Genomic DNA, 20,113 nt, shown 5'->3' on the forward strand with positions numbered 1-20,113 from the left:
GGGGCTACCGGCGGAGATACGCGAGCCCGGGGTGGGCGGCCGTGTACGCCTCCACCAGCCGGCGGGCGACGGTCACCGAGTCCACCAGCGGATGCAGCGCGAACGCCGCCACCGCCCGGTCCCGCGACCCGCTCTCCGCCGCCGCCAGCACCTCGCGCTCCACCGCCTTCACCGCGCACACCAGCCCCGCCGCGTGGTCCGCCAGAGGGCTCACGGAGACGGGGTGCGCGCCGTTGGCGTCCACCAGACACGGGACCTCCACCACCGCGTCCGCGTCCAGCACCGACAGGGTGCCCCCGTTGCGCACATTGAGGACGAGGGTGGTGCGCCGGTCGTGCGCGATGGCCCGCATCAGCGCCAGCGCGACCTGCTCGTAGCCGCCCGACTCCAGATCGGCGGCCTCCCGTTCGCCCGCCCCCGCCGCCTCCCGGTTGTGCGCCATATAGGTCGCCTCGCGCTCGGCACGGGTCCGGTCCCAGGCGGCCAGCGCCGGGGTGCCGGGGCGCTCCATCTCCGCGTAGAAGCGGTCCTGCTGCTCCCGCAGAAAAGCCCCCCGGGTCCGCTCGGCCTCCCGGTAGGCGCGGACCGTCTCCCGGTTGAAGTAGTAGTAGTGCAGATACTCGTTGGGGATCGCGCCCAGCGCGCGGAGCCAGTCGGCGCCGAAGAGCCGGCCCTCCTCGAAGGAGCCGAGCAGTCCGGGGTCGGCCAGCAGCCGGGGGAGTTCGTCGCGGCCCGCCACCCGCACCCCGCGCAGCCAGCCGAGGTGGTTCAGGCCCGCGTAGTCGTAGAAGGCCGTGTCCGGGTCGGCGCCCAGCGCCCGGGCGACCCGCCGCCCGAGGCCCACCGGGGAGTCGCAGATGCCGATCACCCGTCCGCCCAGATGACGGGCCATGGCCTCGGTCACCAGGCCCGCCGGGTTGGTGAAGTTGATGACCCACGCGCCGGGCGCGACACGGGCCACCCGGCGGGCGATCTCCTCGGCCACCGGCACGGTCCGCAGTCCGTACGCGACACCGCCCGCGCCGACGGTCTCCTGGCCGAGCACGCCCTCGGCCAGCGCGATGCGCTCGTCGGCCGCCCGGCCCGCCAGGCCGCCCACCCGGATCGCGGAGAAGACGAAGTCCGCCCCGCGCAGCGCCTCGTCGAGATCCGTGGTCGCGGTGACCTCCGGCGCGTCCGGCACCCCGGCGGCCTGGTCGGCCAGCACCCGGGCGATGGCGGCGAGCCGTCCGGCGTCGGTGTCGTACAGCACGACCCGGGTGATCCGGCCCTCCGCGTGATCGCCCAGCAGGGCGCCGTAGACCAGGGGCAGCCGGAAACCTCCGCCGCCGAGCACCGTGAGCCTCATGCCTCCATCACCCTTCCTCCGCCTCTTCTCCCGTGCCACCGCCGCGCGGGCCCGGGCCGGGCGGATCGCCGGAACCGGTCCCGCGCGCCGGTCCCGTGCGCCGGTCCCGTGCGCCGGTCCCGTGCGCCGGTCCCGTGCGCCGGCCGCGCGCACCGCCGGCCGCGCGCCGGTCCGCCGGCCGCAGGCCCGCCCGATCCGGACAGTCGATCACGAATCCACCGGCGCCGGGGACCGGGTCCGGTCGAGACCCGCTGGGCGGCTTCCCCGCCGGTGGCGTCGGGCATGATCATTCAAGGTGTCCGCGGTCAATTCAGGACCGCGGCAAGAGCGCTTCCCCGGGGGAGTGGCACAGTGGAGGAGACAGACATGAGGACACGTCAGTTCGGCGGCTCACTCGTCCTCGCCACCGTCCTGCTCCTCGCCTCGGCCGGCCACGAGCTCAACGGGGGCAGCCCCAGCATCCCCTGGAGTATCGCCGGGCTGACGGCCGGAGTCCTCGCCGTGGCCGCGATCCGCGGGCACCGGGGCGTCTGAACCACGGGGCCGGACGGCGGGACCTCACCCGCCGGACCCGGGCCCCTGGAAGGCGTCCAGAATGCGCTCCGCCGCCAGGGTCGCCGTCAGCTCACCGTCCCGTACCCGCTCCTCCAGACCGGGGGCCAGGGCCCGCACCCCGGGGTGGGCGCGCAGCCGGTCCCGGAGTGTGTCGTGGACCATCGACCAGATCCAGTCGATCTGCTGATCGCGGCGCTTGGCGGCGAGCCGGCCGGTGGATTCCAGCAGGGTCCGGTGCTGTTCGAGACGGTCCCAGACCGTGTCGAGCCCCGTGGACTCCCGGGCGCTGCACGACAGCACCGGGGGTGTCCACGCCGCGTCCGCAGGGTGCATCAGCCGCAGCGCGCCCGCCAGTTCCCGCGCCGCCGAGCGGGCGTCCCGCTCATGGGGCCCGTCGGCCTTGTTCACCGCCACCACGTCGGCCAGCTCCAGGACGCCCTTCTTGATGCCCTGGAGCTGGTCCCCGGTCCGCGCCAGGGTGAGCAGCAGAAACGAGTCGACCATATGGGCCACGGCGGTCTCCGACTGACCGACCCCGACCGTCTCCACCAGCACCACGTCGTACCCCGCCGCCTCCACCACGGCGATCGTCTCCCGGGTCGCCTTGGCCACCCCGCCGAGCGTGCCCGACGTCGGGGAGGGGCGGACGAAGGCCGAGGGATCGGTCGCCAGCCGCTCCATCCGCGTCTTGTCACCGAGGATGGAACCGCCGGTCCTGCTCGACGACGGATCGACGGCCAGCACCGCCACCCGGTGGCCGAGCGAGGTGAGCATGGTGCCCAGCGCGTCGATGAACGTGGACTTGCCGACGCCGGGCACCCCGCTGATCCCCACCCGCCGGGCGGTGCCCGTGTACGGCAGCAGCTCGGTCAGCAGCCGCTGTGCCAGCACCCGGTGATCGGCCCGGGTGGACTCCACCAGGGTGATCGCCCGGGCGACCCAGGCGCGCGACCCCTCCCGCACCCCCTTGACATAGCTCCCGACCTCGGGGGACCGGCGCGTCGGAGGCCCGGCGGGCCCGGCCTCGGGGCTCATGAGAGCTCATGGCCGAGCGAGGCCGCCAGGGTCCGCACCAGGTCGTGCGCCGCGTCCGGGATGACCGTGCCCGGCGGGAAGACGGCGGCGGCCCCCGCCGCGTGGAGCGTCTCCACATCCTGCGGCGGGATCACCCCGCCCACCACGATCATGATGTCCTCCCGGCCCTCCGCCGCCAGCTCCTCCCGCAGCGCGGGCACCAGCGTCAGATGCCCCGCCGCCAGCGAGGAGACCCCGACGACATGGACATCCGCCTCCACCGCCTGCCGGGCCACCTCCCCGGGGGTCTGGAAGAGCGGGCCGACATCCACGTCGAAGCCGAGGTCGGCGAAGGCCGTGGCGATCACCTTCTGGCCGCGGTCGTGCCCGTCCTGGCCCATCTTGGCGACCAGGATGCGCGGCCGGCGGCCCTCCGCCTCCTCGAACCGCCCCACCAGCGCACGGGTGCGCTCCACCGACGGGGACTCGCCCGCCTCGTTCCGGTACACACCGGAGATGGTACGGATCTGGCCGGAGTGCCGCCCGTACACCGCCTCCAGGGCGTCGGAGATCTCGCCCACGGTCGCCATGGCCCGGGCCGCGTCCACCGCGAGCGCCAGCAGATTCCCCTCCAGGCCGGGCCCCGGTTCCCGCCCGGCGGCCCCGGTCAGCGCCTCCAGCGCCCGCCGGCACGCCCCCTCGTCCCGCTCCGCGCGCAGCCGGCGCAGCTTGGCGAGCTGCTGGGCGCGCACCGATGAGTTGTCGACCTTCAGCACATCGATCCGCTCATCCGTCTCCACCCGGTACTTGTTCACCCCGATCACCGGCTGCCGCCCGGAGTCGATCCGCGCCTGGGTGCGCGCCGCCGCCTCCTCCACCCGGAGCTTCGGGATGCCCGCGTCGATGGCGCGCGCCATGCCCCCGGCGGCCTCCACCTCCTCGATGTGCCGCCAGGCCCGGCGCGCCAGATCGTGGGTGAGCCGCTCCACATAGGCGCTGCCGCCCCAGGGGTCGATCACCCGGCACGTCCCCGACTCCTGCTGGAGCAGGAGCTGGGTGTTGCGGGCGATCCGCGCGGAGAAGTCGGTGGGCAGCGCCAGCGCCTCGTCCAGGGCGTTGGTGTGCAGGGACTGGGTGTGGCCCTGGGTGGCCGCCATCGCCTCCACACAGGTGCGGGTGACATTGTTGAAGACGTCCTGCGCGGTCAGCGACCAGCCCGAGGTCTGGCAGTGCGTCCGCAGCGAGAGCGACTTGGGGTTCTTCGGGTCGAAGCCCTTCACCAGCCGCGCCCACAGCAGCCGGGCCGCCCGCAACTTCGCGACCTCCATGAAGAAGTTCATCCCGATCGCCCAGAAGAACGACAGCCGGGGCGCGAACGCGTCCACGTCGAGCCCGGCGCCGAGCCCGGCGCGCAGATACTCCATGCCGTCCGCGAGGGTGTACGCCAGCTCCAGATCGGCCGTGGCCCCGGCCTCCTGGATGTGGTATCCGGAGATCGAGATGGAGTTGTAGCGGGGCATCCGCCGCGAGGTGAAGGCGAAGATGTCGGAGATGATCCGCATCGAGGGGCCGGGCGGATAGATGTAGGTGTTGCGGACCATGAACTCCTTGAGGATGTCGTTCTGAATGGTCCCGGCCAGCTTCTCCGGCGGTACGCCCTGCTCCTCGGCGGCCACGATGTAGAGCGCCAGAACGGGCAGCACGGCCCCGTTCATGGTCATCGACACACTCATCCGGTCGAGCGGGATGCCGTCGAAGAGCTGCCGCATGTCGAGGATCGAGTCGATGGCGACCCCGGCCATCCCGACATCGCCCGTCACCCGGGGGTGGTCGCTGTCGTACCCCCGGTGGGTGGGCAGGTCGAAGGCGACCGACAGGCCCTTCTGCCCGGCGGCCAGATTGCGCCGGTAGAAGGCGTTGGACTCCTCGGCCGTGGAGAACCCGGCGTACTGGCGGATCGTCCACGGCTGGTTGACGTACATCGTCGGGTACGGGCCGCGCAGATACGGCGCGATCCCCGGGTAGCCGGAGAGGAAGTCGAGACCGGCGAGATCCCGGTCCGTGTAGAGCGGTTTGACGGGGATGCCCTCGGGCGTCTCCCACACCAGATCGCCGGCCCCGCGGCCGGTGGACTCCTCGACCGCCGCGCGCCACTGGTCGTCGGAGCCGGACCCGGCGCCCTCGCCGAGCGCGATGCCCGTGAAGTCCGGAACGCTCATCACGCCACTCCCATCCGGTCGAGAGCCGAGGTCAGGACGGCGACCGCGTCACCGCCCGCGGCGACGAACGCGTCCACCCCGGCCCGTGTATATGTGTCCCGAAGCTCACCGGGCCGCCCCGCGAGGACGACCCATCCGGCGCCGGCCGCCCTCAGCGCCCCGGCGACCGGCGCCGCCTGGTCGGCGTAGAGCGCGTCGCTGGAGCAGAGGCAGGCCACCGCGGCGCCGGAGGCGCGGAAGGCGTCCGCCACGGAGACGGCGTCGACGGAGACCGGGTCGTGGACCGGCTCGATCCCGCCGGCCCGGAAGAGCTGGGAGGCGAAGCCCGCGCGGGCGCTGTGCGCGGCGGCGGGGCCGAGGGCCGCGAGAAAGACGCGCGGGCGGGACCCGGTGGCGGCCAGATGCGCGTCCGAACGGGCCCGCAGCGCCTCGAACGCCTCATCGCGGCGGACCCGCGGCAGCCCGCCGCCGGGCGCTTCGGGCGCCGGGTCGCGCTCCACCGCCGCCTGGTCGAGCAGCGGGTACTCGCTCACCCCGGTGACCGGTTCGCGGCGCCGCGCGATGTCCTCCCGGCGCCGCTCCCAGGCCGCGCCGATCCGCTCGGCGACCAGCCCGCCGCGGAGCGCGGCGAGCTGACCGCCCGCGCGCTCGATCTCCTGGAACCACTCCCAGGCGGCGTGCGCCAGCTCGTCGGTGAGCCGCTCGACGTACCAGGAGCCGCCGGCCGGGTCGATGACCCGCCCCACATGCGACTCCTCCAGCAGGATCGTGGAGGTGTTGCGGGCGATCCGGCGGGCGAAGTCGTCCGGCAGACCGATGGCGTGGTCGAAGGGGAGCACGGTCACGGCATCCGCCCCGCCGACCCCGGCGGCCAGCGAAGCGACCGTGGTGCGGAGCATGTTCACCCAGGGGTCGCGCCGCGTCATCATCACGGACGAGGTCACCGCGTGCTGGCGCTGCGCCCCGGCGGCCGGTGCCCCGCAGACCTCGGCGACCCTGGCCCAGACCCGCCGGGCCGCGCGGAGCTTGGCGATCGTCAGGAACTGGTCGGCGGTGGCCGCGTAGCGGAACTCCAGCTGGCCGAGGGCCGCCGCCACGGGCAGCCCGGCACCGGTGAGCGCCCGCAGCAGGGCGACTCCGGTCGCCAGCGAGCACCCCAGCTCCTGGGCCGCGCTGCCGCCCGCCTCGTGGTGGGGCAGCGCGTCGACGGTCAGCGCCCGCAGCCCGGGCCGGGTGCCGTGGCAGAGCCGGGCGAGGTCCACGGCGGCCTCGGTGTGCCCCGCGACCTCCTCGTACGCGCCGGTCCGCGCGGCCGTCCCCAGCGGGTCGGCGCCCAGATTGCCGCCGGCCGCCGCCGTCACCTCCCGCTCGTCGAGGAGGCGCAGCAGCTCCCGGGCGGCGGGCTCGAAGCCGGCGCCCGCGTCGAGGACGACGGGCGCGAGATCGAGGAGGACGCCCTCCAGCGCGGTGGCGAGACCGGTGACCGGGATCGCCCGCGGTCCGACGGAGAGCCAGAGCGAGGAGACGCCGTTCTCCAGATCGGCGAGGACGGCCGCGTTGGTGCGCACCGGGTCCGGCCGCTCGTGCCGCTGGCGCACATCCCAGCCGGAGACGGCGCCGCCCTGCGGGGTGCCGCCGCGGACGAAGGGGGCGAAGCCCGGGAAGCCGGCGGGTCCGGCGCCGGAGCCGCCGCCCGCCGTCTCCGCCGTGTAGAGGGGACGGGTGCGGAGCCCGTCCTCCAGGGGGGTGGAGAGCATGTCCTCGGCCGCCGCGTCCGGAACGTCCTTGCCCGACTTGCGCAGTACACCGGCGACCAGCCGCTGCCACTGCTCGTGGGAGGCATCGGGGAATTCGGCGGCCAGAGGGAACCCGTCATCGGGGAGGACCGTCATGCTCGGATGCTAGGACACGCGCATCGAGCGGCAGCAGAGGAGAGGGCTGTGACCTTGCCGACCACCCGCCGCTCTTGATCCTCTCCTGGAGGTGCACTACCCCCGGTACGCCCGTTCCGGCGCCCGCCCCCGGGCCCGCGCGGTGCCGCCGGTGGGGTGCCCCGTCGTCCTCCCGGCCGGCTCCGTGCCGCCTCTCCGTCCTCCCGGCCGGCTCCGTGCCGCCTCCCGCGTCGACGTGTCCCGGACCCGGGCGCGTCGCGTGGCCGCCGGTGCGCACCGCCGCCCGTGTCGGCGCGCCCGCCGTTCACCGGTGGCCCGTGCCCTCCGCCGGCCGGGCGGACACCGCCGGGGCACCGGGGCACCGGGGCGCCGTCCTCCCGGCCCCCGCGCGGGGAATCCCCGCCGCCTCAGTGGGTAGGGCACGACCATGGCAGACTCCGGCACCGGCGCCCGGCCCGCACCGGCCTCCTTCTCACACCCCTGGGACCCGCCATGCGTATCGCACTGAGCCAGCTCACGTCCGCCCCCGACCCGGCGCGCAACCTTGTCGCCGTACGCGAACAGGCGCACCGCGCGGCCGAGTCCGGCGCGGCCGTCGTCGTCTTCCCCGAGGCCACCATGGCCTGCTTCGGCACCCCGCTCGCCGGCCTCGCCGAACCCCTGGACGGCCCCTGGGCCACCGAGGTGCGGCGGATCGCCGCCGAGGCCGGGATCGTCGTCGTCGCCGGGATGTTCACCCCGGCGGACGACGGCAAGGTGACCAACACCCTGCTGGTCACCGGACCCGGCGTGGAGACCTCCTACGACAAGATCCATCTGTACGACGCCTTCGGCTTCGCCGAGTCCGCCACCGTCGCCGCCGGCTCCAAGGTCGTCACCTTCGAGGTGGACGGTGTCCAGGTCGGCGTCGCCACCTGCTACGACGTCCGCTTCCCCGAGCTGTTCCGGGCGCACGCCGACGCCGGAGCCGTCCTCACCCTGCTCCCCGCCTCCTGGGGGGACGGCCCCGGCAAGCGCGAGCAGTGGGAGCTGCTCATCCGCGCCCGGGCACTCGACGCCACCCTCTGGGTCGCCGCCGTCGACCAGGCCGATCCGACGGCCTCCGGCGGTCGGGCCCCGTCCGGGAAGGCCCCGGGAGGTATCGGCCACAGCGCCGTCGTCGGCCCGGACGGCACGATCCGGGCCCGGCTGGAGGCCGCCCCGGGGCTGCTGATCGCCGATGTCGACCCCGAGGAGGTCGCCGCCGTGCGCAGGACCGTGCCGGTGCTCGCGAACCGCCGTCTCTGACCCCGGGGCCCCCGGCAGGCGTATCCCCGCCCGGTCCGGGCTATAGCTCCCGGTATGTGCTGGAGCGCGACGGCCGACCTGGTGGCGGGCACCGCCATCGGCGCGATCGGTGTGGTCTGTGTGGCGCGGGCGCGGCGGGCGCGCGATCTGCCGCTCGCCGCCCTGCCGCTGCTGCTCGGCGCGCACCAGATCGTCGAGTCCGTCCTCTGGCGGGCCGGGGGCGGCACCGGGCCCGCGACGGTCGCCTGGGCCGTGATCGCCCTGACCGTGCTGCCGCTGTGGCTCCCCATCGGCGTACTGCTCGCCGTGCGCCCCGCCGGCCGGGCCCGACTGGCCGTCCCGCTCGCGGCCGGGCTCGTCACCACGGCCGTCCTCGCCCACAGCCTGGCCACCCGGACGGTGACGGCCGAGATCCGCGGCCGTACGGTCGGCTATCTGCTGGACCTGCCCCACCCGCCGCTGATCGTCACCGGCTATCTGCTGGCCACCGTCGGCGCGCTGCTGCTCTCCGGCGACCCGGTGCTGCGGCTGCTGGGCGCCGTGGCGGGGATCGGGGCCGGGGTCTGCGCGCTGCTGTGGCGCGCCGAGTTCGTCTCCACCTGGTGCGCGCTCGCGGCCGTCGCGTCGGTCGTCGTCCTCGTCTGGGTGCGCCGGGGACCGCGCGTGCCCGCCGTCCGCGCGGGGAGCGGATGAGCGGCCGGCGGCCTTCCCTGACGGCCCTCGGCCGGGCAGGGGTCGTCATGACGGTGCCCGCGCGTGCGGCGGGGCGGCGGCAGGGGCGAGCGCGGGGTCCGAAGCCCGCGCGTGCGGCCGGGCGGCAGGCGTCACCGGGGGAGGGCCGGGGTCGGCACCGCGCGGGGCGCCACCCCGGCAGCACCGCCGCCGGACGGGTGAGCGGCGCTCTCCCGGCGTGCGCCGGAGCGGCGCCGTCCCGGCGTTTGCCCGCCCGCGTACCCACCGGCGGCGCGGGGCGTCCTCCGCCCGGGGCCGTGGGCGGGCGCGCGGTCCGGGTGGCCGGCCCGGCCGTCACCGGATGCCGGCGCGGCCAACGGATTGTCCGTTCACCGTTATTCCGGGAAATCGCGGGTACCCGACGCCACATCGGACGCCGAACACCGAGGAGGACGCCACCATGACCATCGGCGGCGGCACCGCGCACGGGCCGTCCGGAGCGTGCGCCGGAGGAGGCCACAGAAGAAGTGGCGGAGGAAACGGCGGCGGAATCCGCGCCGTCCCGGGCCGCGCACCGGAACCGGCACCACGGGAACGGTCCGCCGGCCGAGGCCGGCGAACCGGGGAGGAGGACTGATCGGATGCGCCAGCCACCGCGACACCGGACCACCGTGCCGGGCGGCCGGGACACCATGGAGTGGCAGCGCGAGGCCGCCTGCACCGACGAGGACCCGGAGCTGTTCTTCCCCGTCAGCAACCTCGGCCCCGGCGCCGACCAGGTGGCCCGCGCCCGCCGGGTGTGCGAACGGTGCCCGGTCGCACAGGCCTGTCTCGACTGGGCGGTGCGCACCGGGCAGCGCACCGGGGTGTGGGGCGGGGTTCCCGCGACCCAGCGCCGGTCCGTACGCCACGGCGCGGACCGCGCCAGGACGGCGGGTGCGCGCTGAGCGCCCACGGGGGCGCGCCCCCCTGGCCGGTACGGACCGACCCCTGCCCGGTGGGTGTCCATCCCGCCCCGCCCGGCGGATGACCGTGCCGGTCGCGGCCCGCGCGTCCCCCGTCCGCCTTCCCCGTCCCCCCTACCGAGGAGACCGACCATGAACTCCCACCCGCCCGACCAGCCCGCTCCCCGGGACCGGACCGTCCCCCGGGACCCGCCCGACCAGCAGGCGCCCCAGGAGGACGACCGGCTCGACCTGCCCCGGTCCGCCACACCGGACGACGAGGCCGACCGGAGTCTCCCGGACGCCGACGCGCCGGGCGCGGGCCGCGGCGACACGGCGCGCAGCGGTTCCGTGCACCCCGAGCGCCCCGTCCCGGACGAGCCGTCCGGTTGAGCCGCCCGGCGGCCCCGACGTGCACCCGGCGCGGGGCCGGGTGAGCCTGGAGGGGAGATCCGGCCCCGTACCGCCGGGCGGGCCCGCGCGGACGGCACACCGGCGCGGCCGGGCAGGCCCACGAGGATCAGCGCACGGAGAGCGAGGAACCACGGTGAACAGCAGGGAGAACCCCGGCGCGCCGGTCGAGGTGACCATCACCGGATGCAGCAGGGAGGACGCCGACACCGTCTTCCACGTGCTCGGTGAGGCGTACGCGTCCGACCGCGCGGCCGATGACACGCCCGAGTACGTCTCCGAGGGGCACACAACGGTGTGGTCCGCGACCTTCGAGGTCACCGACGTCCGCCCGGAGGCCCGGCCGGTGCGGCTGGGAGCGCCCGTCGAGGCGGGGGTCCAGGGCGGCTACTGGGCGGTGGACCGGATGCGGGAGACCCTCGCCGCCTCCTTCGCCGTCCACGACGAGGGCATGGCCGCCGGCGACCAGGAGAAGGACGTCCAACTGCGGCTGGAGAGCGGCGGCGACGGGCGGCCCGGATAGCCGCCGGCGCCGCGAAGCCGTCCGCGAGCCGTCCGTGAGCCGTCCGTGAGCCGTTCGCGAGGGGCCATGAGAGGCCGTGACGGGTCCGGGTGAGCCGTCCGCGGGAGCGGGGACGCACCGGACCCGACCGACCGTACGGGGAAGTACGGGAGAACCCGGGCACAAATAAGGGGAGTACGGCAGAAGAGGAGCGCGTCATGCCCATCGCCACGGTCAACCCCGCCACCGGGGAGACCCTGAGGACCTTCGACGCGCTCGGGGCCGACGAGGTCGAGCGGCGGATCACCCGCGCGCACAACGCCTTCACCGCCTACCGCGCCACCGGCCTCGCCCACCGCGCCCGGCTGCTGGAGCGCGCCGCCGACCTGCTGGACGAGGAGCGGGCCGCCTGCGCCCGCACCATGACCCTCGAAATGGGCAAGCCCGTCGCGGCGGCCCGCGCCGAGGCCGCCAAGTGCGCGAAGACGATGCGCTGGTACGCGTCCCGGGCCGCGGAACTCCTCGCCGACGAGCACCCCGCCCCCGCCGACACCGAGGACTCGGGGGCCGCCCGGGTCGTCGTGCGCTACCGGCCGCTCGGCCCCGTCCTGGCCGTCATGCCGTGGAACTTCCCCCTCTGGCAGGTCGTCCGGTTCGCCGCCCCCGCCCTGATGGCGGGCAACACGGTCCTCCTCAAGCACGCCTCCAACGTCCCGCAGACCGCCCTCCGCCTGGAGGACCTCTTCCGGCGCGCGGGCTATCCGGAGGGCTGCTTCCAGACCCTGCTGGTCGGCTCCGGCGCGGTGGAGGGCATTCTCCGCGACCGCAGGGTCGTCGCGGCCACCCTCACCGGCAGTGAGCCCGCCGGGCGCTCCGTCGCCGCCATCGCGGGCGACGAGGTCAAGCGGACCGTCCTCGAACTGGGCGGCAGTGACCCCTATCTGGTGATGCCGTCGGCCGACATCGACCGGGCGGCGGCCACCGCCGTCACCGCGCGGACCCAGAACAACGGGCAGTCCTGCATCGCCGCCAAACGGTTCCTGGTCCACACCGACGTCCACGACGCCTTCTGCGACCGCTTCACCGAGGCCATGCGGAGCCTGACCGTCGGCGATCCGCTGGAGGAGTCCACCGACATCGGGCCGCTCGCCCTGGAGCAGGGCCGCGCCGACCTGGAGGAGCTGGTGGACGACGCCGTCGGCCGCGGCGCGCGGGTGCTCACCGGCGGCCGCAGACCACCGGAGAGGACCGAGGGCTGGTTCTACGAGCCCACCGTCCTCACCGGTATCGACGCCACCATGCGCATCCACCGGGAGGAGACCTTCGGCCCGGTCGCCACCGTCCACCGGGTCGCGAACGCGGCGGAGGCCGTCGCGCTGGCCAACGACACACCCTTCGGGCTGAGTTCCAGCGCCTGGACGCGCGACGAGGACGAGATGGCCCTGTTCGCCCGGGACATCGAGGCCGGCGGTGTCTTCTTCAACGGCATGACGGCCTCCCATCCCGCGCTGCCCTTCGGCGGAGTCAAGCGCTCCGGCTACGGCAGGGAGCTGTCCGGCCACGGCATCCGCGAGTTCTGCAATGTGACCACGCTCTGGTACGGCCCCGGTAGCTGACCCGGGCCCGGCCCGGCCGCCGCACGCTCAGACCCGTCCCACCGCCCGCTGGTCCGCCGCCACCGGCACCTCCAGCGCCCGGGTGCGTGCCTGCGGGTCGATCCACTTCACCGGCACCGGGTCGAGGAACGCCTCCGCGTGCGAGACATGCCCGCGGGGGCCGAGCGCCGACGGCTGGGGATCGCGGATCAGCGCCTCCTCGGGCAGCCCGTTGCCGAAGAGCAGCTCCGCCGTCTCCTCGACGAACCGCACCGGCCCGCAGAGGTAGACGCTCTCCCCGGCCCAGTCCCGGCGCGCCCGCAGATGGGTGTGGAGCCGTTCCGCGGCCCGCGTCGGGCCCTCGCCGCGCTCCTGGTACCACCAGTAGGCGCTGAGACAGGGGTGGTCGCGCAGCAGGCCGTCGAGGAAGGCGCCGTCGTAGAAGTGGGCCTCGCCCCGTGCCACGGCGTCGATCCGGATGCGGGGCGCGGGTCTGCGGGCGAGCAGTTCTGCCAGGACCGGTTTGACCGGGGCCCAGCCGGTGCCCGCGGCGATCAGGGTGACGGCCGCGGTCCCGGGCGGCGGGGCGAGCGCCGACCCCGACGCGGCCCCCAGGCGCAGCTGCTGACCGGCCCGGGTGTGGTCGCAGAGCACCGTGCTGAGCTGCCCGCCCGGCACCCGGCCGACATGGAACTCCAGAATCCGCTCCCGGTCGGGCGCCTCCGCGCCGCCCGCCAGCGAGTAGGGCCGCCACACCCCCGGCAGCGCGCTGTGCTCGACGGTGGCGTACTGCCCCGGCAGCCACGGGTAGGGGGTGCGGACGGCGGCGCGCACCACGGCGGTGTGGTCGCCGTGCAGCCGGTGCGAGACGACGGTGGCCGACCAGAACGCCGGCTCGTGGGCGGCCTCGGAGCGGCGCGCGCCCGCCGCCATGGCGGCGGCGATGGAGCCGTACACCCGCCGCCAGGCCTCCTCCGTCGCCGTGTCCCAGGTGTAGGGGGTGTGGTGCCGGACCGCGGCGATCAGGCTCTCGCCGACCGCCGCGTAGTCCTCGTCCACCACCCCGAACCTGCGGTGGTCCCGGCCGAGCCGCTCCAGATGACCGGGGAGCCCGGGGTGCCCGAGATGGTCCACCGCGTGGACCAGCGCCGCGTACAGCCGCTCGTACTGGTCGGCCATCACGGCGGGGAAGAGCGTCCGCAGATGGGGATGGTGGGTGAACAAATAGGCGTAGAAGTAGCGGACCACATGACTGGCCCGCCGTCCGGCGCGTTCCAGACTGTCCCTGACCACCAGACGGTCGTGGGCGGTGCCGTCATCCATGAAGATCCCCCGGGGCTGCACGGTTGCGCTTCAGTGCGACGCGCGACTAGTGCCTGAGGGAGCGCACCGTATCAACTCGACGGCGGAAAAGAGCCGTTGGGCGCGGAATATGTTCCAGCGGGAGCGGAATCGGTACGGGGCCCCCGCCGGGTGGCGGGGGCCCCGTACCGGGGGAATCAGATGCCCTGCCAGTCGGGCTTGGAGGCGTAGGTGGCGCGGAAGTAGTCGGCGAGCTTGAGCTGGGAGGCGGCGGCCTCGTCGACGACGACCGTGGCGTGCGGGTGGAGCTGGAGCGCCGAGGCGGGCACCAGGGCCGCGAGCGGGCCCTCCACGGCGAGCGCCACGGCGTCGGCCTTGGCCTCGCCGGTGGCCAGCAGCACCAGGTGGCGGGCCTCCAGGATGGTGCCGATGCCCTGGGTGATCACATGGTGCGGGACCTCGTCGAGGCTGTCGAAGAACCGCGCGTTGTCCCTGCGGGTCTGCTCGGTCAGCGTCTTGATCCGGGTGCGGGAGGCGAGCGAGGAGCAGGGCTCGTTGAAGCCGATGTGCCCGTCGGTGCCGATGCCCAGCAGCTGGAGGTCGACGCCGCCCGCCTCGGTGAGGGCGCGGTCGTAGGCGGCACAGGCCGCCGCGACGTCCTCGGCGCTGCCGTCGGGCCCGATGAAGGACGCCTCGGTCAGCCCCAGCGGCTCGACCACTTCGCGCAGCACCACCGAACGGTACGACTCGGGGTGCCCGGGGGGCAGCCCCACGTACTCGTCGAGCTGGCATATCCGGGCCCGGGACGCGTCGGCCTCGGCGGAGCGCACCTTGGCGGCGAGGGCTTCGTAGATCGGGAGCGGCGTCGAGCCGGTGGCGACCCCCAGCAGGGCGTCGGGCTTGCGGCGCAGCAGGCCGGCCATGGCGTCGGCGATGAGCTCGCCGCCGGCGGCGGCGTCCGGAACGATGACAACTTCCACGAAGATCCCTGTCTCTGTGTGCGTCTCGGTATGCGCAATGGTGTAGACCAATCTACCGGGTGAGCGGGCCATCTGTCGCGTACCCTCCGGCGCGCCCGGGCCGGGGTCTCAGAACAGGGGGAGCTGCCCGGGGAAGAGCGGCACGACGGCACCGTCCAGGGTGGGCCGCAGAGCGGAGTCGTACGGAGCCTGCCGCCGCGACCCCGGGCAGGAGACCATCTCGGCCGCGACCCGGGAACCCGCCGGGTCGTGCCGGGCGAACCGCCCCGCGACAACGGCGATCTCACGGCGGCAGACGGTGCACAGACGACGAGGAGCGGACATTCCTTCAGTCTGCCAGCCCTGGTGGGCTGCTCCGGCGGGTGGGCCGCGCCCTTTCAGCCCCCGCGTGTCGATCCACACCACTCCAGCCCCCGGCGTCGAGCCGCCGCCCTCCCCCTCCGGCCTTCGGGCAGCACCCCTCAGCCCTCCGGCGGGTGGGCAGCACCCCTCAGCCCTCCGGCGGGTGGGCCGCGCCATTTCAGCCCCGCCGGCGTTTGAGGCGCGGGGGTTCGGGGGCCGGCCCCCGACCGTGGCCCGCGGCATGCGGGCACCTGTCGCACAGGGTCCGTCCTCAAACGCCGGACGGGCTGGGTTTGCTCGGGCTCCCTGTGGTGCGGGGTCCGTCCTCAAGCTCCCCCAGAGCTGCCTCTGGGAGGTGCCCCCGGACGGGCTGGGGGTGCCAGGTGCGGGGTCCTGTGCCGCAGGGGTGGTCCTCAGGCGTCGGGCGGGCCCGGGTTTGCCCGGGTTGCCTGTGGGGCGGGAGCCGTCCTCGGGCGTCGGGCGGGCCCGGGGCACAGGGCCGTCCTCGGACGCGGACCGGTCAGCGCACCTCGACCAGCCGGGCGAAGACAACGACATTGCTGTCGTAGCCGGACCTCCCCGTGTACCGCCCACCGCAGGTGATCACCCGCAGCTCCGCCCGCGGCCCATCCCGGTACACCCGGTCCGCCGGGAAGTCCCTCAGCGTGTGCGTCTCCACGCCGTAGACACTGAAGACCACCGTTCTGCCGTCCTCCCGGAGGATCTCGATCCTGCTGTCGCGCTTCAGCGAGCCGAGGGGATAGAAGACGGCCGGGCCCGCCGCGTTGTCGACATGGCCGACGACCACCGCCGTCCCGCGCTCCCCGGGAGCCGCCGCCCCCGCGTACCACCCGGCCAGCTCGCCGTCGGCCGCCGGCGGTGCCTGGACCCGCCGGTCCGGGTCCAGACCAACCCCCGTCAGCGCGGCGTCCACCCCGACGGAGGCGATCGTGATCCGCCGGGGCGGGGAGTGCGGGAGCGGCCCGGGGGCGGGCGGCAGCAGCCCCGCGACCGGCGGCCGGGACTGCGGCGCGGCCACGTCCCGAGGGGGAGCGGGCGGCCCCGAAGCGCTCCCCGCCGTCCCGGTGCGCAGCAGGAAGATCCCGAGCAGCAGCACGGAGAGCAGGGTGAACCAGGCGCTGTGCCGGGCGTCCGGACGGCATGCGGGGCGGGCCTGGTGCGCGGAAGACCGCTGGGCCCGTCCCTCGTCAGCCACGGTTCCCGGCGCGCCGGCGGTACGCCAGTACGGCACCGCCGCCGAGTGCCCCCGCGACCAGGACCGAGCCGGTGGCGGTCCGCGCGGGGCTCAGCGCGTCCGTGCTGCCGCCGGTACCGGCGCGCACCCCGCCGCCGGGTTTCTCCGCTTCGCCCGGCGGGAGTGCTCCGATGCCGGCGTCGGTACCGCCGTCCTCACCGTTGTGCGCCGGGCCTCCGCCGACGGTGAAACGGGCCAGGCCCTTCTCGCCCGCGCAGTCGAAGGTGATCTCGTACTCCGCGCCGGGCTCCGCGTCCTCGGAGATCCGCGCGGTGCCGGGCCGGCCCTCCTGGAGGGTGACGGTCTCGAAGGCCTCGGACGACACGGTCACGGTGGGGGACTGGCACGCGACGGTGTTCAGCGTCACGGTGCCCCCCGGGGCGACGGCGGCGGGAGTGACGGTGAAGTCGAAGGAGGTGGTCCCGCCACCGCCACCGCCACCGCCCCCGCCCTTACCCGGGGTCCCGTCCCCGGAGTCCCCGGAGTCCTCGGCCGGAAGGCCGGGAGAATCCGGGATATCGGGAAGGTCCGGAGTATCCGGGGCATCCGGGGCATCCAGGGCATCCGGGCTGTCCGGCACCCCGGGGTCGCTCCGCTCGACGGAAGGTGTGCTGTCACCGGTGGCCGCCGGCTCCTCGTCCGCGAGTGCGGCCGGGCCTCCGAGGGCCAGCGTCGCGGCGGCTCCGGCGAGGGCGATGCCCACGACACGTATGGCACGCATGGCACGCATGGTCAGAACTCCGATGGTAGGAAATGCACCATAGGAGACCGACGCTAGGAGCGGGCCGGGGCCGCTGCCACCCGGAGGGGGCCGAACGGCCCCCTCCGCCCGCCCCTCGCGCCCCGGGTCACACCTTCCGGTAGCCGTACGCCTCCGCCGCCGCCGCTTCCACGGCGTCGAGATCCCCGCCCGCCGAGGCCGTCACCAGCGCCGCGACCGCGCCCTCCACGAAGGGCGCGTCCACCAGCCGGGTGCCGCCGGGCAGTTCATCGCCCTCGGCCACCAGGGCCTTCACGGTCAGCACGGCGCTGCCGAGATCGACGAGCACCGCGACTCCCGCACCCGTGCCGACGGCCTCCGCGGCCCGGACGATCAGCTCGGAGCTGGTGCCGAGCCCTCCGTCCGGGGTCCCGCCCGCGGCGGCGATCGGCGCGGTCGTGCCACCGCCCGCCAGGCCCTGGGCCAGCTCGGCGACGGCGGTGGCCACCGCCGCGCTGTGCGAGACCAGAACGATCCCGACCAGTCCTCCCGTTCCCCCGCCCATGCCCCCGCCCCTGCCTCCGTCATCGCTCATCCCGCTGCCTCCACGAGCGCCGCGATGATCAGCGCCGATGAGGTCGCCCCCGGGTCCTGGTGCCCGATGCTGCGTTCGCCCAGGTAGCTGGCCCGTCCCTTGCGGGCCTGCATCGGCACGGTCGCCAGCGCGCCCCGCTCGGCGGCGTCCCGCGCGGCGGCGAACGAGTCGGTGGTGTCGCCGAGGGCGTCCACCGCCGGTTCGAGGGCGTCCAGCATCGTCTTGTCCCCGGCCTTCGCCCCACCCAGCTCGGCCACGGCCGCCACTCCCATCCGCAGGGCCTCGGCCAGCTGCGCGGGTGTCACCTCGGCGACATCGCCGAGCGCCTTTCCGGTGAGCCGCAGCAGGGTCCCGTACAGCGGTCCCGAGGCCCCGCCGACCGTCGAGATGAGCCGGCGGCCGGCCAGCACCAGCACGGCGCCGGGGCCTCCGGCACTCCCGGGCGGCTCCTGCTCCAGGGCCGCGACGACCGAGGCGAAGCCACGCTGGAGATTGCTGCCGTGGTCGGCGTCGCCGATCGCCGAATCCAGCTCCGTCAGGCGCTCCGCCTCACGGTCGACCAGGGCGGCGGCGACGGTCAGCCACCGGCGGAAAAAGTCGGCGTCGAGCACATGAACTCCCTGTGATCGGTGAATCCCGGTCGGTTCAGCGGCCCCAGCGGAGCGCGGCGGTCTGCACCGGAGCGTCCCAGAGCCGAAGCAGCTCCTCGTCGGCCTGGCAGAGCGTCACCGAGCAGCCGGCCATGTCGAGCGAGGTCACATAGTTCCCGACGAGGGTACGGGCGACCGCGACACCGCGCTCGGCGAGGACCCGCCGCACCTCGGCGCAGAAGCCGTACAGCTCCAGCAGCGGGGTGGCTCCCATGCCGTTGACCAGCACCAGCACCGGACCGGTGGGCCGCCGGTCCTCCAGTACCGCGTGCACGGCGACATCCGCGATCTCACGGGAGGTCATCATCGGCCGCCGCTCCCGCCCCGGCTCGCCGTGGATGCCGATGCCCAACTCCAGTTCACCGGGCGGAAGATCGAAGGTGGGAGTGCCCTTGGCCGGGGTGGTGACCGCGCCGAGCGCCACCCCGAAGCTGCGGGAGACCTCGTTGACCTGCCGGGCGATCGCCTCCACCCGCTCCAGCGGCGCGCCCTCCTCGGCCGCGGCCCCGGCGAGCTTCTCGACGAAGAGCGTCGCCCCGGTGCCGCGCCGGCCCGCCGTGAAGAGGCTGTCCACGACCGCGACATCGTCGTTCACCAGCACCTTGGCCAGCCGGATGCCCTCGTCCTCGGCGAGTTCCGCGGCCATGTCGAAGTTGAGGACATCGCCGGTGTAGTTCTTGACGATGAACAGCACGCCTTCCCCGCTGTCCACGGCGGCGGCGGCCCGCACCATCTGATCGGGTACGGGGCTGGTGAAGACCTCCCCCGGACAGGCGGCGGAGAGCATCCCCGGCCCGACGAACCCCCCGTGCATCGGCTCATGCCCGGACCCGCCCCCGGACACCAGCCCCACCCTCCCGGCCACCGGCGCGTCCCGCCGCACGATGACCCGGTTCTCCACATCGACGGTCAGCTCGGGGTGCGCGGCGGCCATCCCCCGCAGGGCATCGGCGACAACGGTCTCGGGGACGTTGATCAGCATCCTCATCGGTATCTCCTCGGCAGATCAGCGGACGGGCTCTGAGCTGTGTTTCCGCAGGTCAGAGCATGCATGGCTCATTGGTGATCCTGGCGTTCCACGGCGGTCGGAGGCGGGTTTCGGCGGAGCTCTCACTGACCTGATGCTGACTTTCTGATGGTGCGTCAGGTCGTGTCGGTCGGACTGGGGTGTTCGAACGTGAACACTCGGACCAGTATCAGGCGAGAGTCCCCCTTTGTGAGGGGGACGCAACGGTCTCCGGCGGCCCGTCCTGCCGTATCCGGCGGTGTCTCCCGCCCGTGCGACGGGCTGTTGGGCAAGGGGTGTGGGCCGTGGGGTCCTCTCTCGGGCTGCGGCGAGAATGAGGTAGCCCGGACGGGTGATGTCCTCGCGTTGCCGGTGATCATGTGGCTGCCCTGCTCGTCCGGCGAGTCCGGCCACGCGGACGGTCGCCACCCGGCCGAGTCCTGCCGTTGCCCGCGTGTCGCCGCGCCGCCGGCGGGACTTGGTCAGCCCCTCCACGGGGACCGCTTTTCGTCGCGCACGACGCCACGGCCGCTGTGGACGCGACAGCCTCGAACGGGTGATCGGCTGGGCTGCGGCCGGGTACCGTCGCCCCTGGCCCTGCGCACGGACCATCGGGCGAGCGGTTGGACAGGTGACACGGCGTAATCGTGGGCGGCGCGACGGGACCGGCACAGCGGTAGTCCGCCGTCGAAGCCCGCTCCGCCGCCGGGATCAAGCGAGGCCGCTTTCTCGCGTGCCCGACGCTTTTGAGGAGCGGTACTAGGTCAAATGTTTCGGTGCTTCTCCGTCACCGTGCCGCCGTAAAGAAGTCGTCGCGGTGTGATGCCGGAGTGCGGTCAGGTGG

At 74.6% G+C, this 20,113-nt stretch carries 19 protein-coding genes; 7 read left to right on the forward strand and 12 right to left on the reverse strand.

Annotated features, from left to right (window positions below; all coding sequences use genetic code 11):
• Positions 1 to 4: 4 nt before the first annotated feature.
• Entirely contained in the window at positions 5 to 1,348 is a 1,344-nt protein-coding gene (locus tag ABT122_RS05895; protein ID WP_351545968.1) for a 6-phospho-beta-glucosidase, read from the reverse strand.
• A 366-nt stretch (positions 1,349 to 1,714) separates the two neighbouring features.
• Between ABT122_RS05895 and ABT122_RS05900 the strand changes: the two genes are divergently transcribed.
• Positions 1,715 to 1,882, forward strand: a complete 168-nt coding sequence (locus tag ABT122_RS05900; protein WP_351545971.1) for a hypothetical protein — start codon at positions 1,715 to 1,717, stop codon at positions 1,880 to 1,882.
• A 24-nt stretch (positions 1,883 to 1,906) separates the two neighbouring features.
• Here ABT122_RS05900 and meaB read toward each other — a convergent pair whose 3' ends face one another.
• From meaB to ABT122_RS05915, 3 genes are read right to left on the reverse strand one after another with little or no spacing between them, the layout of a single operon-like run.
• Complete coding sequence (gene meaB, locus ABT122_RS05905; RefSeq protein WP_351545974.1) at positions 1,907 to 2,938, reverse strand: methylmalonyl Co-A mutase-associated GTPase MeaB; 1,032 nt, start codon at positions 2,936 to 2,938, stop codon at positions 1,907 to 1,909.
• Entirely contained in the window at positions 2,935 to 5,136 is a 2,202-nt protein-coding gene (gene scpA / locus ABT122_RS05910) for a methylmalonyl-CoA mutase (protein ID WP_351545977.1), read from the reverse strand. The genes meaB and scpA overlap by 4 nt, the downstream gene beginning before the upstream one ends.
• Positions 5,136 to 7,028 (reverse strand): methylmalonyl-CoA mutase family protein, encoded by a 1,893-nt coding sequence (locus tag ABT122_RS05915; protein WP_351545979.1) that lies wholly within the window; start codon positions 7,026 to 7,028, stop codon positions 5,136 to 5,138. Before ABT122_RS05915 ends, scpA begins: the two co-directional genes overlap by 1 nt.
• Before the next feature lie 492 nt (positions 7,029 to 7,520).
• Between ABT122_RS05915 and ABT122_RS05920 the strand changes: the two genes are divergently transcribed.
• The 6 genes from ABT122_RS05920 (at position 7,521) to ABT122_RS05945 (ending at position 12,460) form a co-directional block, all read left to right on the forward strand.
• Positions 7,521 to 8,315, forward strand: coding sequence for a carbon-nitrogen hydrolase family protein (locus ABT122_RS05920; RefSeq protein ID WP_351545982.1), 795 nt, complete (start codon positions 7,521 to 7,523; stop codon positions 8,313 to 8,315).
• Positions 8,316 to 8,369: 54 nt separating this feature from the next.
• A complete protein-coding gene (locus ABT122_RS05925; protein WP_351545985.1) occupies positions 8,370 to 9,008 on the forward strand; it encodes a DUF6629 family protein in 639 nt (212 codons plus the stop codon).
• 671 nt (positions 9,009 to 9,679) lie between these two features.
• Positions 9,680 to 9,934: a WhiB family transcriptional regulator gene (locus tag ABT122_RS05930; RefSeq protein ID WP_351546243.1), complete on the forward strand. Its 255-nt coding sequence runs from the start codon at positions 9,680 to 9,682 to the stop codon at positions 9,932 to 9,934.
• Positions 9,935 to 10,084: 150 nt separating this feature from the next.
• The gene (locus ABT122_RS05935; protein ID WP_351545988.1) at positions 10,085 to 10,324 is read left to right on the forward strand and encodes a hypothetical protein; all 240 of its coding nucleotides are present in this window, start codon (positions 10,085 to 10,087) and stop codon (positions 10,322 to 10,324) included.
• 154 nt (positions 10,325 to 10,478) lie between these two features.
• Complete coding sequence (locus tag ABT122_RS05940; RefSeq protein WP_351545990.1) at positions 10,479 to 10,865, forward strand: hypothetical protein; 387 nt, start codon at positions 10,479 to 10,481, stop codon at positions 10,863 to 10,865.
• 197 nt (positions 10,866 to 11,062) lie between these two features.
• Positions 11,063 to 12,460, forward strand: a complete 1,398-nt coding sequence (locus tag ABT122_RS05945; protein WP_351545992.1) for an NADP-dependent succinic semialdehyde dehydrogenase — start codon at positions 11,063 to 11,065, stop codon at positions 12,458 to 12,460.
• Between the two features lie 27 nt (positions 12,461 to 12,487).
• On the opposite strand, the gene ABT122_RS05950 is transcribed toward ABT122_RS05945, so the two are convergent.
• The 8 genes from ABT122_RS05950 to dhaK all read right to left on the reverse strand — a co-directional run bounded on the left by ABT122_RS05950 (position 12,488) and on the right by dhaK (position 19,251).
• Positions 12,488 to 13,762, reverse strand: a complete 1,275-nt coding sequence (locus ABT122_RS05950) for a globin domain-containing protein (RefSeq protein WP_351545995.1) — start codon at positions 13,760 to 13,762, stop codon at positions 12,488 to 12,490.
• A gap of 176 nt (positions 13,763 to 13,938) precedes the next feature.
• Positions 13,939 to 14,721 carry a glucosamine-6-phosphate deaminase gene (locus ABT122_RS05955; protein ID WP_351545997.1) on the reverse strand — a complete coding sequence of 261 codons (783 nt, stop codon included), beginning with the start codon at positions 14,719 to 14,721 and terminating at the stop codon, positions 13,939 to 13,941.
• 108 nt (positions 14,722 to 14,829) lie between these two features.
• On the reverse strand, positions 14,830 to 15,045 hold the full coding sequence (locus ABT122_RS05960) for a hypothetical protein (RefSeq protein ID WP_351545999.1): 216 nt from the start codon (positions 15,043 to 15,045) through the stop codon (positions 14,830 to 14,832).
• 538 nt (positions 15,046 to 15,583) lie between these two features.
• Positions 15,584 to 16,189, reverse strand: coding sequence for a class F sortase (locus ABT122_RS05965; protein WP_502976107.1), 606 nt, complete (start codon positions 16,187 to 16,189; stop codon positions 15,584 to 15,586).
• 82 nt (positions 16,190 to 16,271) lie between these two features.
• On the reverse strand, positions 16,272 to 17,039 hold the full coding sequence (locus ABT122_RS05970; RefSeq protein ID WP_351546004.1) for a hypothetical protein: 768 nt from the start codon (positions 17,037 to 17,039) through the stop codon (positions 16,272 to 16,274).
• A gap of 127 nt (positions 17,040 to 17,166) precedes the next feature.
• Positions 17,167 to 17,613, reverse strand: coding sequence for a PTS-dependent dihydroxyacetone kinase phosphotransferase subunit DhaM (locus ABT122_RS05975; RefSeq protein ID WP_351546007.1), 447 nt, complete (start codon positions 17,611 to 17,613; stop codon positions 17,167 to 17,169).
• The gene (dhaL, locus tag ABT122_RS05980; protein WP_351546010.1) at positions 17,610 to 18,224 is read right to left on the reverse strand and encodes a dihydroxyacetone kinase subunit DhaL; all 615 of its coding nucleotides are present in this window, start codon (positions 18,222 to 18,224) and stop codon (positions 17,610 to 17,612) included. The genes ABT122_RS05975 and dhaL overlap by 4 nt, the downstream gene beginning before the upstream one ends.
• Positions 18,225 to 18,258: 34 nt before the next feature.
• Complete coding sequence (gene dhaK, locus ABT122_RS05985; RefSeq protein WP_351546013.1) at positions 18,259 to 19,251, reverse strand: dihydroxyacetone kinase subunit DhaK; 993 nt, start codon at positions 19,249 to 19,251, stop codon at positions 18,259 to 18,261.
• Positions 19,252 to 20,113: the final 862 nt, after the last annotated feature.

The organism is Streptomyces sp. NPDC001985, from assembly GCF_040296845.1.
Lineage (GTDB): Bacteria > Actinomycetota > Actinomycetes > Streptomycetales > Streptomycetaceae > Streptomyces.

What these genes read in the sequence shown, in the direction of transcription:
- ABT122_RS05950 (WP_351545995.1), bottom strand. Translation starts at nt 13,762, where the DNA reads ATGGATGACGGCACCGCCCACGACCGTCTGGTGGTCAGGGACAGTCTG.
- dhaK (WP_351546013.1), bottom strand. Translation starts at nt 19,251, where the DNA reads ATGAGGATGCTGATCAACGTCCCCGAGACCGTTGTCGCCGATGCCCTG.
- ABT122_RS05895 (WP_351545968.1), bottom strand. Translation starts at nt 1,348, where the DNA reads ATGAGGCTCACGGTGCTCGGCGGCGGAGGTTTCCGGCTGCCCCTGGTC.
- ABT122_RS05920 (WP_351545982.1), top strand. Translation starts at nt 7,521, where the DNA reads ATGCGTATCGCACTGAGCCAGCTCACGTCCGCCCCCGACCCGGCGCGC.
- ABT122_RS05960 (WP_351545999.1), bottom strand. Translation starts at nt 15,045, where the DNA reads ATGTCCGCTCCTCGTCGTCTGTGCACCGTCTGCCGCCGTGAGATCGCC.
- ABT122_RS05945 (WP_351545992.1), top strand. Translation starts at nt 11,063, where the DNA reads ATGCCCATCGCCACGGTCAACCCCGCCACCGGGGAGACCCTGAGGACC.
- ABT122_RS05915 (WP_351545979.1), bottom strand. Translation starts at nt 7,028, where the DNA reads ATGACGGTCCTCCCCGATGACGGGTTCCCTCTGGCCGCCGAATTCCCC.
- ABT122_RS05900 (WP_351545971.1), top strand. Translation starts at nt 1,715, where the DNA reads ATGAGGACACGTCAGTTCGGCGGCTCACTCGTCCTCGCCACCGTCCTG.
- ABT122_RS05930 (WP_351546243.1), top strand. Translation starts at nt 9,680, where the DNA reads ATGGAGTGGCAGCGCGAGGCCGCCTGCACCGACGAGGACCCGGAGCTG.
- scpA (WP_351545977.1), bottom strand. Translation starts at nt 5,136, where the DNA reads ATGAGCGTTCCGGACTTCACGGGCATCGCGCTCGGCGAGGGCGCCGGG.
- ABT122_RS05975 (WP_351546007.1), bottom strand. Translation starts at nt 17,613, where the DNA reads ATGAGCGATGACGGAGGCAGGGGCGGGGGCATGGGCGGGGGAACGGGA.
- ABT122_RS05925 (WP_351545985.1), top strand. Translation starts at nt 8,370, where the DNA reads ATGTGCTGGAGCGCGACGGCCGACCTGGTGGCGGGCACCGCCATCGGC.
- meaB (WP_351545974.1), bottom strand. Translation starts at nt 2,938, where the DNA reads ATGAGCCCCGAGGCCGGGCCCGCCGGGCCTCCGACGCGCCGGTCCCCC.
- ABT122_RS05970 (WP_351546004.1), bottom strand. Translation starts at nt 17,039, where the DNA reads ATGCGTGCCATACGTGTCGTGGGCATCGCCCTCGCCGGAGCCGCCGCG.
- ABT122_RS05935 (WP_351545988.1), top strand. Translation starts at nt 10,085, where the DNA reads ATGAACTCCCACCCGCCCGACCAGCCCGCTCCCCGGGACCGGACCGTC.